Annotated in this window: 13 protein-coding genes; 8 read left to right on the plus strand and 5 right to left on the minus strand. The window is 72.3% G+C overall.

The annotated features are described in order from the left end of the window. Positions 1-120: 120 nt before the first annotated feature. The 7 genes from ACFZA0_RS27445 (at position 121) to ACFZA0_RS27475 (ending at position 5,823) form a co-directional block, all read left to right on the plus strand. Complete coding sequence (locus tag ACFZA0_RS27445) at positions 121-960, plus strand: transporter substrate-binding domain-containing protein (RefSeq protein WP_391021775.1); 840 nt, start codon at positions 121-123, stop codon at positions 958-960. A 74-nt stretch (positions 961-1,034) separates the two neighbouring features. Continuing rightward, on the plus strand, positions 1,035-1,703 hold the full coding sequence (locus ACFZA0_RS27450; RefSeq protein ID WP_391021777.1) for an ABC transporter permease subunit: 669 nt from the start codon (positions 1,035-1,037) through the stop codon (positions 1,701-1,703). Next, on the plus strand, positions 1,700-2,593 hold the full coding sequence (locus tag ACFZA0_RS27455; RefSeq protein WP_391021779.1) for an ABC transporter permease subunit: 894 nt from the start codon (positions 1,700-1,702) through the stop codon (positions 2,591-2,593). Before ACFZA0_RS27450 ends, ACFZA0_RS27455 begins: the two co-directional genes overlap by 4 nt. A 226-nt stretch (positions 2,594-2,819) precedes the next feature. Then, positions 2,820-4,430, plus strand: coding sequence for an FAD-dependent monooxygenase (locus ACFZA0_RS27460; RefSeq protein ID WP_391021781.1), 1,611 nt, complete (start codon positions 2,820-2,822; stop codon positions 4,428-4,430). A 268-nt stretch (positions 4,431-4,698) separates the two neighbouring features. Then, positions 4,699-4,785 (plus strand): putative leader peptide, encoded by an 87-nt coding sequence (locus ACFZA0_RS27465; RefSeq protein WP_391021837.1) that lies wholly within the window; start codon positions 4,699-4,701, stop codon positions 4,783-4,785. 82 nt (positions 4,786-4,867) lie between these two features. After that, positions 4,868-5,407, plus strand: coding sequence for a cysteine dioxygenase (locus ACFZA0_RS27470; RefSeq protein ID WP_391021783.1), 540 nt, complete (start codon positions 4,868-4,870; stop codon positions 5,405-5,407). Then, positions 5,398-5,823, plus strand: a complete 426-nt coding sequence (locus tag ACFZA0_RS27475) for a rhodanese-like domain-containing protein (RefSeq protein ID WP_391021838.1) — start codon at positions 5,398-5,400, stop codon at positions 5,821-5,823. Before ACFZA0_RS27470 ends, ACFZA0_RS27475 begins: the two co-directional genes overlap by 10 nt. 173 nt (positions 5,824-5,996) lie before the next feature. Here ACFZA0_RS27475 and ACFZA0_RS27480 read toward each other — a convergent pair whose 3' ends face one another. The 5 genes from ACFZA0_RS27480 to ACFZA0_RS27500 all read right to left on the minus strand — a co-directional run bounded on the left by ACFZA0_RS27480 (position 5,997) and on the right by ACFZA0_RS27500 (position 12,276). Beyond that, positions 5,997-6,962, minus strand: coding sequence for a substrate-binding domain-containing protein (locus ACFZA0_RS27480; RefSeq protein WP_391021785.1), 966 nt, complete (start codon positions 6,960-6,962; stop codon positions 5,997-5,999). 1,489 nt (positions 6,963-8,451) lie between these two features. Beyond that, the gene (gene recX / locus ACFZA0_RS27485; protein ID WP_391021787.1) at positions 8,452-9,267 is read right to left on the minus strand and encodes a recombination regulator RecX; all 816 of its coding nucleotides are present in this window, start codon (positions 9,265-9,267) and stop codon (positions 8,452-8,454) included. 3 nt (positions 9,268-9,270) lie between these two features. Next, the gene (recA, locus tag ACFZA0_RS27490) at positions 9,271-10,398 is read right to left on the minus strand and encodes a recombinase RecA (RefSeq protein WP_391021789.1); all 1,128 of its coding nucleotides are present in this window, start codon (positions 10,396-10,398) and stop codon (positions 9,271-9,273) included. 285 nt (positions 10,399-10,683) lie between these two features. Continuing rightward, on the minus strand, positions 10,684-12,021 hold the full coding sequence (locus tag ACFZA0_RS27495) for an AI-2E family transporter (RefSeq protein ID WP_391021791.1): 1,338 nt from the start codon (positions 12,019-12,021) through the stop codon (positions 10,684-10,686). Positions 12,022-12,081: 60 nt separating this feature from the next. Then, positions 12,082-12,276 (minus strand): DUF3046 domain-containing protein, encoded by a 195-nt coding sequence (locus ACFZA0_RS27500; protein WP_391021793.1) that lies wholly within the window; start codon positions 12,274-12,276, stop codon positions 12,082-12,084. 82 nt (positions 12,277-12,358) lie between these two features. Here ACFZA0_RS27500 and ACFZA0_RS27505 point away from each other — a divergent pair, with 82 nt between their 5' ends. Then, a complete protein-coding gene (locus ACFZA0_RS27505) occupies positions 12,359-13,393 on the plus strand; it encodes a hypothetical protein (RefSeq protein ID WP_391021794.1) in 1,035 nt (344 codons plus the stop codon). Positions 13,394-13,478 lie beyond the last annotated feature (85 nt).

Genomic DNA, 13,478 nt, shown 5'->3' on the forward strand with positions numbered 1-13,478 from the left:
CAAAAGGGCCGCCCGAGTCCCTCGGACGCCCCTTGTGCTCGGAGCCCGCAGGCCGGCCCGCACGAGCCGCACCCGCACTTCACGGCCCGCATCACACCCATCACGCAAAGGATGTCAACGATGAAGCTCCGTCAGGTCACCGTCGCCTCGGTCGCCGTCCTCGCCCTCGCCGCCACCGCCACCGCGTGCGGTTCGAGCGACGACGACAGCTCGGGCGGCAGCGGCGGCAGCAAGAAGATCACCATCGGCATCAAGTTCGACCAGCCCGGTCTGGGCCTGAAGAAGCCGGACGGCACCTTCGCCGGCTTCGACGTCGACGTGGCGACCTACGTCGCCAAGCAGCTCGGTTACACCGCGAAGGACATCGAGTTCAAGGAGACCCCGAGCGCCGACCGCGAGACCGCGCTGCAGCGCGGCGACGTGAAGTTCATCGCGGCGTCCTACTCCATCACCGACGAGCGCAAGGAGAAGGTCGACTTCGCCGGCCCGTACCTGCTCGCCCACCAGGACCTGCTGGTCCGCAACGACGAGAACATCTCCAAGGCCACGGACCTCAACGGCAAGAAGCTGTGTTCCGTGACCGGTTCGACCTCGGCGCAGAACATCAAGGACTCCATCGCCCCCAAGGCGCAGCTGCGTGAGTACGGCACGTACTCCGAGTGCATCGACGGACTCGCGAGCGGCGCGGTCGACGCCCTGACCACGGACGACTCGATCCTCGCGGGCTACGCGTCGCAGGACCAGTACAAGGGCAAGTTCAAGCTCGCCGGCCTCAAGCTGAGCAACGAGAACTACGGCATCGGCGTCAAGAAGGGCGACGCCGCGCTGGAGAAGAAGATCAACACCGCGCTGGAGAAGATGGTGTCGGACGGCTCCTGGCAGAAGGCCGTGGACGCCAACTTCGGCCCGGCCAACTACAAGAACGAGCCCGCGCCGAAGATCGGCGACATCGTCAAGTAGGCCATCGACACCGGGGTGGTGCGCCGCGTCGCGGCGGCGCACCACCCCGGCCACACGCGGAGGCGCGGGAGATCGTGTTCGACTTTCTTGAAGGCTACGACGTCCTCGGGGCGTTCTGGATGACGGTGAAGCTGACGTTCTTCGCCGGCATCGGATCGCTGGTCTGGGGCACCCTGCTCGCCGGGATGCGGGTCAGTCCGGTGCCGCTGATGCGCGGCTTCGGAACGTTCTACGTGAACACCGTCCGGAACATCCCCCTCACCGTCATCATCGTTTTCTCCTCGCTGGGCCTCGCCGACGTGTTCGGCGTGACGCTCGGCGCGAAGAACGACTTCGACGAGCTGTCGTACCGGCTCGCCATCCTCGCGCTGATCGCCTACACGGCGTCGTTCGTGTGCGAGGCACTGCGGTCCGGCATCAACACCGTCCCGGTCGGGCAGGCCGAGGCGGCACGCGCGCTGGGCCTGAGCTTCACCCAGGTACTCACCCTCATCGTGCTGCCGCAGGCGTTCCGCACGGTGATCGGGCCGCTCACCAACGTCCTGATCGCGCTGACCAAGAACACCACGGTCGCGTCGGCCATCGGCGTCGCGGAAGCGGCACTCCTGATGAAGGAAATGATCGAGAACGAGGCGCAGTTGGTGCTCATCTCGGCGATCTTCGCTCTCGGTTTCGTGGTTCTGACCCTGCCCACCGGCCTCCTGCTCGGATGGCTCGGCAAGCGCCTGGCGGTGAAGCGATGACATCGGTCCTCTACGACGCGCCCGGCCCGAGGGCCAAGCGCCGCAACATCCTCTACACGGTCGGCTTCCTCCTCCTGCTGGTGCTGCTGCTCTGGTGGATGATCGGCGAACTGGACGACAAGGGCCAGCTCACCTCGGCGAAGTGGCACCCGTTCGTGGTGTCCACCTCGTGGACGACCTATCTGCTGCCGGGTCTGGTCAACACCCTGAAGGCGGCGGGCCTTTCGATGGTCATCGCGCTGCCGCTCGGCGCGGTGTTCGGCATCGCCCGGCTGTCCGACCACAAGTGGGTGCGGGTGCCGGCCGGCGTTGTCGTGGAGTTCTTCCGCGCCATCCCGGTCCTGATGCTGATGATCTTCGCGAACCAGCTCTACGTCAGCGCCGACGGCATCAGCAGCGACATACGCCCGCTCTACGCGGTCGTCACCGGCCTGGTGCTCTACAACGCGTCGGTGCTCGCGGAGATCGTCCGCGCGGGCATCCTGTCGCTGCCGAAGGGCCAGGCGGAGGCGGCGCACGCGATCGGTCTGCGCAAGACCCAGGTCATGACGTCGATCCTGCTGCCGCAGGCGATCACCGCGATGCTGCCGGCGATCGTCAGCCAGCTCGTCGTCGTGGTGAAGGACACCGCGCTCGGCGGCGCGGTGCTGGGCTTCGGCGAACTGATCAACTCCCGCAAGACGTTCGCGGCGAACTACGCCAACGTCATCCCGAGCTTCATCGTGATCGCCGCCATCTACATCGTCCTCAACCTGATCCTCACCACGTTCGCCGCGTGGCTGGAGCGCAGGCTGCGACGCGGCAAGAAGTCGACGGGAGCGGTGCTCCCGGCGCTCGACCCGGCGGGCGGTGCCAGCACCGGCACCGGCGCCTCGGCGGGCCTGGTCTGACGGGCCGTCGCGCCGAACCGGTGGGGCGCGAGCCGCACCGCACGCCCAGCGGGGCGACACGGAGGCAGTGGCATGATCGCCACTGCCTCCGTCACTTGACGCAAGCACCCGCAATGGGTTGCATACGTTCTGTGATCGCGCACCCTGTTCCACCTCCTTGTTCCCCTCCTTCCCGGCAGCCCCGGACCAGCCCGGAATCGCCGCGACGGGCAGGGGGCACCGCACCGTGGACCCGGTGATCGTCGTCGGAGCGGGGCCCGTCGGGCTCACGCTCGCCCTGGCGCTGGCCCGCCAGGAAGTGCCGTGCGTCCTCCTCGACGAGGGGCCCGGCAAGGACGAGGCGCGCGCGGCGAGGACCGTCGTCCTGCGCGACGACACCGCGTCCCTCGTGGAGCGGCTCGTCGGGGTCTCCCTGGACGGGGCCGGCTGCCGCTGGGCCGGATGGCGGTCGATGCGCCGCAAGCAGGTGATGCGCGAGTTCACGTTCGACGACACCGTCCCCGCCCCGCTGCACATCGCCCAGCACGTGCTGACCACCCACCTGCGCACCGCGCTCGCCGCCGAGCCGCTGGCCAAGGTCGTCACGGACAGCAGGCTCGACGGCGTCGAGCAGGACCGGGCCGGCCTGACGGCCCACACCCGCGGCCCCAACGGCACGTGGTGGCGCGGCAGTTACCTGGTCGGCTGCGACGGCCCGCGCTCGACCGTCCGCAAGCTCCAGGACATCCGCTTCCCCGGCCGAACCGCCGTGGAACGGCACGCCGTTGCCGCGCTGCGCACCGAACTCCCATGGCCCGAGCAGGCGTTGCTGCACCGCTCACCGCCGTGGCGCACCTCGGGCCCCTCGGCCGGCGAGATCACCGGACGCCCGCTGCCGGACGGGGTGTGGCGGCTGGACTGGCTGCTGCCGCCCGGCAAGGACCTGGTGACGCCCGACCTGCTGGTGGCCCGCGTCCGCGAGACCCTCGCGGGCTGGAACGAGGGCTCCACTCCCCCGTACGAACTCCTCGACGCCGGCGTGCACATCGTCCACCACCGGCTCGCCCGCCGCTGGCGCTCCGGCCGGGTCTTCGTCGCCGGGGACGCGGCCCACCTGCTCGGCGCCCTCGGCACCCAGGGGCTCGACGAGGGCCTGCGCGACGCCGACAACCTCGCCTGGAAGCTGGCGGTGGCCTGGCACCAGGGGCCGCACGAGGCACTCCTCGACAGCTACCAGAGCGAGCGGCGCGCGGTCGTCGCCGCCCGGCTGCGCGCCGCCGACCAGGCGCTGCCCCTGCTGCGGGGCGGCGGCGGCCTGCGCGCCTACGTCCCCGGCGCCGCCCGCGGCCACGACGGCCTTCTCGCCGACGGCCACCTGGGCCAGGGCCCCCTCGGCGCCCCGGCCACCTACGCGTCCTCGCCGCTCGCACCGCGCCACCTGGAGGCCGAGACCCCCGTCGACACCCCGCCCGGGGCACCGGTCGCCGACGTGCGGGTCACCGCGGAGGACGGCACCTTCGTCCGGCTGCGGTCCCGGCTGGGCCGACGGGCACTGCTCGTGGTGCTGGTCGCACCGGGCACGGGCGTGTGGGAGCGCAAGCACTGGGTGACCGCGGGCATCATGCCCCGGCTGGCGGCGGCGGTGGCGGCCCTGCCCCACCCGGCCGAACTGCTCGTCGCCGAGAGCTACCCCGGCGCCGCGGCCCACACGGTCCTGCTGGTCCGCCCGGACGGCCACCTGGTGACGGCCCTGACCGGCGTCCGTCCCGCCGACCTGTACGCGGCGGCGGAGGCGGCGCTGGGCGGAACCCCCGAGACGGCGCAGACCGGGGCGGAGGCCGGCGCGGGGGCGGGCTGAGGCGCGGCGGGGGCGGGACCTCCGGGCCGCGGGCGGTCCACGAGCGGGACAAAAAAAAGGGGGCACGCGCGGGCGCGGAACCGCCACACGGCGAACCGATCGAGTCGCATTCCGCTTCCGCTCCGCGCACGCTCCGGCACGCCTCCGTCCGGCCTCGATCACGACGCGTCCGGGGCGGCCCGGGAGGGGCGGGAAGAGGGAGACAGGCCGGTGTCCACATAGTGATGGACGGTTGACCGACCTGCACTGTCGTGGTGTACTCCGAGCCATGACCGACACCGATGTGCACCTGTGGCGGAGGGTCCATATGGACCTCGTCCGGTACGCGGGCTGCGTGTGTCGACTGTCCTGCTGAATTCGCACTCCGCTTCCTTCCTCCGCGCGCGTCACCACTGGGTGCCGTGCGCATCTCGCGAACGCACATCAGGACGGTTCCCGTGTCTGTCACTCCCTCTGTCGTACCCTCCGCGCCCGCGACCGCCACGGCGCCGACGCAGGCCGAACTCCTCGACTTCGTACGGCGCACCGCCGCCGACGCCGAACTCGTCGCCTCGCTCCCCCTCGACCCGGAGGGCCGCACCTGGGTGCGGCTCGACGGCCCCGGTGGCAGCGAGGCCTGGCTGATCGGCTGGCCGCCCGGCACCGGCACCGGCTGGCACGACCACGCCGACTCCGAGGGCGCCTTCCTCACCGCGTCCGGCACGCTCAAGGAGAACTCCCTCGCCGCACGGCTGCCCACCGACGGCTGGCAGACCCTGGAACTGACCGAGGGCGTCGACCGCGAGCGCCGGCTCACCGCGGGCAAGGGCCGCGCCTTCGGCCGTCACCACGTCCACGAGGTGCTCAACGAGTCCACCGAGGAGCACGCGATCTCGGTGCACGCGTACTACCCGCCGCTGCCGCAGATCCGCCGCTACAGCCGCACCGGCCAGGTGCTGCGCCTGGAGCAGGTGGAGCGGCCCGAGGACTGGCAGTGAGCACCGGCACCAACGGCGGGAGCACCGGTCAACAGCCGGTCGGCATCGACGAGTTGCTGGAGCGCGTGCGGGACGGCTACACCCGCGTCGAGCCCCGCGACGCGTACGAGGCGGCCCGCGCGGGCGATGCCCTGCTCGTGGACATCCGCTACGCCGAACTGCGCGACCGGGACGGGCTGATCCCCGACGCCCTGGTCGTGGAGCGCAACGAGCTCGAATGGCGCCTCGATCCGCAGGGCAGCCACCGCGTCCCCGAGGCCACCGGCCACGACGTGCGCGTGGTCGTCGTCTGCAACGAGGGCTACGCGTCGAGCCTCGCGGTCGCGTCCCTGCGGCAGTTGGGCCTGCACCGGGCCACCGACCTGGTCGGCGGCTTCCAGGCGTGGCGCTCGGCGGGACTGCCCGTCACGAAGTGAGGACCGCCGCACGGTCGGGGCGGCGCAGGGCCCTGACCGGCGTCGTCCGATGAGCGCCGGTCGGCCGCCGGGCCGCCGGGCCGCCGGACCTCTCAACCGGCAGGGGCGGTGGGGTTGTTGCCGCCGTTCCGGCGACACCCCCACCGCCCTTCTCTCCCTCTCCTTACCGCGCGTCAGGTCGTCGGGCAGTACAGCGGTGCCGTGTCGGCGTTGCCCTTCGTCACGAGCCGGATCGGCGTCTTGTCGATCTTGTCGACCTTGTCCTTGCGCAGCAGACCGACCACGTTCGTGACGGCCAACTGTCCCGTGTCGTTTGCCGAGTTGGAGACGGTGGCGGCCAACCGTCCGTCCTTGAGGGCCGCCAGCCCCTCGTCGGTGCCGTTGACCGACACGATCTTCACGCCCGTCGCGCCTGCCGCGTCGAACGCCTTCCGTGCGGCGAAGGCCATCTCCTCGTTGGCCACGAACGCGTAGTTGAGGCCGGGGTGGGCCGCGATCATCTTCTGCGCGACGGCCTTGGCGGTGGCGTCGTCGTACATCCCCGGCTGGTTGTCGACCACGTCCGCGGTGGACGGCAGCGCCTTCGTGAAGCCGCCGACGAGCAGGTCCGACGCGGCGCCGGGCGCCCCCGCGATGACGCCCACCTGCACGCTGCGGCCCCCCGCGTCGCCGGCCACCCACTGGGCGTCCAGCTTCCCCACCTCGTTGAGGTCGACCGTGACGGCGCCGAGGATCTTGCTGGGCTCGACACTGACCGACGTCAGGAAGATCGGGATCTTCGCCTTGTTCGCCAGGGCGATGTCGTCCTTGAGGGCGTCGGTGTTGACGGTCTGCACGATGATCGCGTCGACGTGCCGCTTGATCATGTCCCGGATGTTGGCGAGCTCCTTGTCCGCGTCCTGCCGGGAGTTGGCGGTCACGAGCTTCGCGAAGTTGCTCTGCGCCGCGTCCGACACGGCTTGTTGCAGACAGGTGTGGAACTGCGTGCTGCCCCCGTTGACGAATCCGATCGTGACGGGACCGTCGTCGGTGGCGGAGTCCGCGGAACTGCTGGTGTCGAGACCGCAGCCGCACAGGAGCAGGCCGGCGCCTACGAGCGAGGCGACCAGCGCTCTTCGGGGGCGGGCGGGCAGGGACATGGGTGGAGCCGCCTTTCGTGGCACGTGCGGGGGAGTCGGGAGAGCGGTGCCGACCGCCCGGCTCGACCGCGGACCCGCCGCGCGGTCGTACGCGCACGCACGCGCGCGCGAACGGGACCGCGGGGCCGCGGTGGCCGCCGGTCCGGACCGGACCGGGACATGCCGCGGCCCGACGCGGCGGCCGAACGGCCGTTCCGGGCAGGCTGGTTGACCGGGCGTACCGGCTGGGCAGAGGGAATGGACCCGTGCGGGTGAGCACGGGCGGAGCGGTGTCGCGGGGCGGGGAGGTGCCGCCGGGACAGGAGGGCGGAACGACGGACAGGCGGCTCGTGACAGGTCCGGTGTACGTCGCGCTCAGCTGCGGCGCGCTCGGGCTCCGCACTTCTGTCGGAGCGTCTCGTGGGCACGCCGGAGGATCGGACTCAAGGGCTCGGCTGCCTTTCGGTGGGTGGCAGAACTGTCCGTGAAGGTCTTATGACGGGCAGGAAGCTACTCCTGAGCCAAACATGCTCACCCCACCGGGAATGCACACTAAGCATGCACACCATGCGCCCCTCGTGCCTCACCAGCACCTCTGACCTCGGCCAACTCGACTTCTCCGAACGGCAGTCGAGCACCCGTCGACGACAAAACCGCAGGTGACCGTTGCGTTGACGGACGCGCACCACCCGCCCGATCCAGCCAGGCACGCCTGCCGGGGCCCCCGGAAGGAGGGCCCCGGCCGGGATCCCACGGCATGAGAACCCGGCAAGAATTCGGCAAGAGGCCAACGGAAGCACCCGCCCACCCCGAACCCGGCACCCTCGCGGCACCACTCGCCACGGGTGACCCGCACGGGTGCGGGGAGACGGGCGGGGGCAGCGGGGGACGCGGCGCGGGCGGCACACAGGGGCCGCCGTGGGGTCGAGTCCAGTGGTGGGCGAGGCGCGGGAGGCGCGGGAGGCCCAACTACGAGCTGCGTGCGCCCCGGCCGGTGGTCCACTGCTGGCGCTGAAGGCCCACCGCGTGCGCGCTGTCAGGCACGCCGGCGATGCGGGACACAGAAGCAACACAGGGCACAAGGCGCGAACCGGCGGTGCGCGGCGCGCGAAGCGCGAGCGGCACCCGCCCCACGAGCTGCCCATGCACCCCGGCCGGTGATCCACTGCTGGCGCTGAAGGCCCCCGGGTACGCGTCCGCCCGCTCACAGCGAGGCGCGAGGGCGACGCAAGGCGGCGAGGGCGAACCAGTGGCGCGCCCGGCACGTGGAGCACGGCGGGCGGACCGACTGCGGCTCGCCTGGGGTGCACCGCCGGAAGCCCACCCCGTGTGGGACGGCAGGCGCGAGGCGCAGAGTCCGAACCAGTGGCGCGCACGGTGAGCCGAAGGCTCGACCACGACGCGTCTTGCGCAACCCCGGGCCGGAGGTCCGACCGCCAGAAGCCCACCGCACGCGCACGGCAGGCACAAGGGCGATGCAGGGCGCGCGGCGCCGCAGGGTGACCGGGGGTCAGAAACCCTCGTCCGCGAGGAACTCCGTGTCCTCGCCCTCTTCCTCCAGTGCCTGCCGGACCACCCGCAGGGCCACGCCCTCGGAGTAGCCCTTGCGCGCGAGCATCCCGGCGAGGCGGCGCAGCCGCTTGTCCCGGTCGAGGCCGCGGGTCGAGCGCAGCTTGCGGTCGACGAGTTCGCGCGCGGTCGCCTCTTCCTGCTCGGGGTCGAGCTGGGCGACGGCCTCGTCGATGAGCGCGCCGTCGACCCCCTTGGTCCGCAGTTCCCGGGCCAGTGCGCGGCGCGCGAGACCGCGGCCGTGGTGGCGCGACTCCACCCACGCGTCCGCGAACGCGCCGTCGTTGATCAGGCCGACCTCCTCGAACCGCGACAGGACCTCTTCGGCCGCCTCGTCCGGGATCTCCCGCTTGCGCAGGGCGTCGGCGAGCTGCTTCCGGGTGCGCGGGGTGCCGGTGAGCAGGCGCAGACAGATCGCCCGCGCCCGCTCGACCGGGTCCGCCGGAGGTTCTTCCCGCCCGGCTCCCCGCGAGGAGAGGCCGCCCGGGTCTTCCGGAGCGCCCGGCTCCCCCTCCCCGCCGAATGCCTCGTCGGCCCCCCGCCGACGACGCCCCCGGCGCCCGGACGCGCCGTCCGCCCGACGGCGCCCCTCGCCGAAGGAGCGCCCTCCCCGGCGCGCCCCGCCGCCGAACGGCGGTCCGTCGCCGGTGCCGTCACCGGGTTCGGCGAGCCCTCCGCCGGTCTCGCCGGCGGTCGCTGCCGCCGCCGGGACGGCGGGCCACGCCTCCTGCTCGGTCCAGTCGGTTCGTCGCGTCACGGGTCAGCTCTTGGCAGCCGCGGCCTTGGGCTTGGTGGCCTTGGCCGGTGCGGGAGCGGGCACGGTCTGCGCCGCGCCTGCCGCGGCGGGGGCAGCGGTGTCCGTGCCGGCCTCGGCAGCCGCCGGCTCTTCCTTCTTCACGCCGACACCCAGCTTGTCCTTGATCTTCTTCTCGATCTCGTCGGCCAGGTCGGGGTTGTCCTTGAGGAAGTTGCGCGCGTTCTCCTTGCCCTGCCCGAGCTGGTCGCCCTCGTACGTGTACCAGGCGCCGGCCTTGCGGACGAAGCCGTTCTCCACGCCCATGTCGATCAGACCGCCCTCGCGGCTGATGCCCTGGCCGTAGAGGATGTCGAACTCGGCCTGCTTGAAGGGCGGCGCGACCTTGTTCTTGACGACCTTGACGCGGGTGCGGTTGCCGACCGCGTCGGTGCCGTCCTTCAGCGTCTCGATGCGACGGATGTCGAGGCGCACCGAGGCGTAGAACTTCAGCGCGCGGCCACCGGTCGTGGTCTCCGGCGAGCCGAACATCACGCCGATCTTCTCGCGGAGCTGGTTGATGAAGATCGCGGTGGTCTTCGACTGGTTGAGCGCGCTGGTGATCTTCCGCAGGGCCTGGCTCATCAGCCGGGCCTGGAGACCGACGTGGCTGTCGCCCATCTCGCCCTCGATCTCCGCGCGGGGCACGAGCGCCGCCACGGAGTCGATGACGATGAGGTCGAGGGCACCGGAGCGGACCAGCATGTCCACGATCTCCAGGGCCTGTTCGCCGTTGTCCGGCTGCGACAGGATGAGGTTGTCGATGTCGACGCCGAGCTTCTTCGCGTACTCGGGGTCGAGGGCGTGCTCGGCGTCCACGAAGGCCACCTGGCCGCCGGCGCGCTGCGCGTTCGCCACCGCGTGCAGCGTCAGCGTCGTCTTGCCGGAGGACTCCGGTCCGTACACCTCCACGACACGGCCGCGCGGCAGACCGCCGACGCCGAGGGCCACGTCGAGCGCGGTCGACCCGGTGGGGATGACCTCGATGGGCTCGTTCGGCCGCTCGCCCAGACGCATCACCGCGCCCTTGCCGAATTGCCGTTCAATCTGTGCGAGCGCGGCGTCGAGCGCCTTCTCGCGGTCGGTTCCTGCCATGGGTTCCACCCGATTTGCTTGAGTCGATCGCTTCACGTCAAAGACGCTAACGCCTGCCACTGACAACGCGCCCCGACGCCCGCCCGGCCTGTGGACAACTCGGGCACTTCCCGTACGAAAACCCCTCGAAAGCCTCGCCGAGACTTCCCGGAGTTCCCGTCGCGGGCCCTGCCGGAGATTTCATGAGAATGGATGTTCGATTTTGGTGTCAAGCGCACCACGCCGCACACACGCACACCGAGCCTACGTCCGCGCCCGGCGCCGGACGGGGTCGTCCGGCAGGGTTCACCCCGAGCCGGAGGGCCCCTCGTCCGTGTCGGTGTCAGTGTCCGTCCCGGTCCCGGTCCCGGTGCCGGTGCCGGTGCGACCGCCCCCGTCCCCGTCGCCGTCCGCGGGACGCGTCCCGCGCTCCCCCCAGCGGCCCCGCGCGCGGGCGAGTGCGCCCGGCTGCGCGGTGCGGCGGGTGCGCCGCCCCAGGACGCGGGGGTCGTCCATCACGGCGTACCGCTTCACGTACGCGCCCAGGAACGCCTGCAGCGTGGCGACGACCGGGATGGCGATCAGGGCGCCGACCGCGCCGAGCAGGGCGGTGCCCGCGATGACCGAGCCGAAGGCGACCGCGGGGTGGATGTCCACGGTCTTCGCGGTGAGCTTCGGCTGGAGCATGTAGTTCTCGAACTGCTGGTAGATCACGACGAAGACGAGCACCCACAGGGCGTACCAGGGGTTCACCGTGAACGCGATCAGCATGGGCAGGGCGCCCGCGAGATAGGTGCCGATCGTCGGGATGAACTGCGAGACGAGGCCGACCCAGACGCCCAGTACGGGCGCGTACGGCACGCCGAGGGCCTGGAGCAGTATGTAGTGGGCGACCCCGGAGATGAGCGCCATCAGGCCGCGCGAGTACAGGTAGCCGCCGGTCTTGTCGACGGCGATCTCCCAGGCGCGCAGCACCTCGGCCTGCCGGGCCGGCGGCAGGACGGAGCACAGGGAGCGCCGCAGCCGCGGCCCGTCGGCGGCGAAGTAGAAGGAGAACAGCGCGAGCGTCAGCAGCTGGAACAGTCCGCCGAGCACCTGCGCGGACACGTCGAGGACACCGGCGGCGCTGTTCTGCGCGTACTTGCGCAGCCAGTCGGAGTGCAGCAGCCCCTCCTGCACGTCCACCCGTCTCAGGTGGGTGTGGAAGTGGGAGTTGATCCAGTTGATGACGGAGTCGAGGTAGTCCGGGAAACCCTCGACCATCTTGATGATCTGCCCGGCGAGCATGGAACCGAGCAGGGTGATGAAGCCCGCGACGAGGATCATGACGGCGAGGAAGACGAGGCCGGTGGCCAGTCCGCGGCGCATGCCGCGCGAGGCCATCCAGCTCACCGCGGGCTCGACGGCGAGCGCCAGGAAGAACGCGATGAGGATGTTGATCAGCAGCCCGGTGAGCTGGTGGAAGGCCCAACTGCCCAGCTGGAAAACGGCGATGAGGGCGAGCGCGAGCACCAGGGCGCGCGGGAGCCAGCGCGGCATGCGCGCCTGGCCGCCACCACCGCCGGACGCCTGGGGCCCCGCGGGGGGCGGGTCGTTCGGGGTGCCCTCCTGGGGGCGCTGCGCGGTCTCGTCAGTGGGTGCCACGGAGCAAGTCTCGCCCACCGCGCCGACAATGTGCCGCCGTCCCGCGTTCGTTGTGACCGGTCAGCGCTTTTCTCCCGGAACGTCCATGACGCCGCAGACCACCCGCCAGACCTCCTTGGCCTCCCAGCCGTCGGCGAGGGCCTCCTGGACCGTGCGTCCGCCCAGTTCCGACATCACGTGATCGCGCGCGAAGGTTTCGGCGTTCCCCGCACCGAAGTGCTCCGCCATCCGCTCCCAGAAGACCGTCAACCGCATGCCCCCAGTATTCCGCCCCCTGAAGTGGGACGGAGACCGGGACCGCCCGCTGCGCGCCCCCGCGCCCCCTACGGTCTGTCGCATGGCCGACTCAGGAGCTTCCCCACTCCCCCGTACGTCCTCGGAGAACGCCCCGGCGGTGCGCGCCGAGCGGTTCCTCCGGGACTCCGCGCGCGTACTGGAGCAACGGCTGTTCGCGCACCACTTCCGGGACGGCGCCCCCGCTCCCGTGGAGGCCGCGGTGGACGCCCACCTCGACGACGACGGGGGCTACGGCTGGGCGCTGGAGCCCGGTCTGCGCGGTCCGGCGGGCAGGACCGCGCACACCGCACGCGCGCTGTACGTCCTGGACGCGGTGGGGCGGCTGGGCGGCGGGCGCGCGGAGCGCGTGTGCCGCTGGCTGACGTCCGTGTCCGCCCCGGACGGCGGGCTGCCCGCGCCCGGGACCGCGGCGCACGCCCCGACGGCCGCGCACGCCTTCGCGCCGCCGCGTGCCGCGGAGCGCGGGTCGCTGCTCGTCACCGGGCCGGTGGCGGGCCTCCTGCACCGCGGCCGGGTGTGGCACGCGTGGCTGTTCCGGGCCACGGACTTCTGCTGGGGCGCGGTGGAGTCGCTGGCGGCCGGGTCGCCGGAGGGCACCGGGCCCGACCTGTCCGAGGTCGAGGCGGCCGTGATGTTCCTGGACGCCGTCCCGGACCGTGCCCGCGCGGAGGCGGCCGCCGCGCGCCTCGGCGCCCTGGTGCGCGAACGGCGGCCCGCGCCCGCCTTCGCGCCCGCGCCCGCCCTCGCGCCCGTGCCCGTGCCCGCCGACGCGCCCATGCCCGTCGCCGCGGCCGTCCCGGGCGCCCCCGCCGCGGCCCCCGTCCCCCGTACGGAGTCCCCCGCCGTGTCCGTCGCGCACGTCCTCGCGCGCACTCCCGACTCGCCGGCCCGCGCCTGGTTCACCCGGGACGAGATGGCGCACTCCCTGGACGTCCTCGCGGCCGGGCAGCGGGCGGACGGCGGCTGGCCGGAGCGCCGGGCGCCGTGGTCCCCCGCGGCCGGCCCGGGTTCCCGCCCGGCCGCGACGATCGACGCGCTGCGGACGCTGCGGGCCCACGGCCGCCCCGTCGGCTGATCCCCGGCGCCCGCCGGGCCGCCGCGACGTGCCCGGCGGGCGCGTCCCGCCCCGGGGCACGTTGTCGGTGGCCGGGTGCAGGATG

Origin of the sequence: Streptomyces sp. NPDC008150 (genome assembly GCF_042956945.1) — a bacterium.
Taxonomy (GTDB): Bacteria; Actinomycetota; Actinomycetes; order Streptomycetales; family Streptomycetaceae; genus Streptomyces.

Excerpts from the sequence above, each read along its gene's own strand:
- ACFZA0_RS27445 (WP_391021775.1), top strand. The coding sequence starts at position 121 with ATGAAGCTCCGTCAGGTCACCGTCGCCTCGGTCGCCGTCCTCGCCCTC.
- ACFZA0_RS27455 (WP_391021779.1), top strand. The coding sequence starts at position 1,700 with ATGACATCGGTCCTCTACGACGCGCCCGGCCCGAGGGCCAAGCGCCGC.
- ACFZA0_RS27465 (WP_391021837.1), top strand. The coding sequence starts at position 4,699 with ATGACCGACACCGATGTGCACCTGTGGCGGAGGGTCCATATGGACCTC.
- ACFZA0_RS27480 (WP_391021785.1), bottom strand. The coding sequence starts at position 6,962 with ATGTCCCTGCCCGCCCGCCCCCGAAGAGCGCTGGTCGCCTCGCTCGTA.
- recA (WP_391021789.1), bottom strand. The coding sequence starts at position 10,398 with ATGGCAGGAACCGACCGCGAGAAGGCGCTCGACGCCGCGCTCGCACAG.
- ACFZA0_RS27500 (WP_391021793.1), bottom strand. The coding sequence starts at position 12,276 with ATGCGGTTGACGGTCTTCTGGGAGCGGATGGCGGAGCACTTCGGTGCG.
- ACFZA0_RS27505 (WP_391021794.1), top strand. The coding sequence starts at position 12,359 with ATGGCCGACTCAGGAGCTTCCCCACTCCCCCGTACGTCCTCGGAGAAC.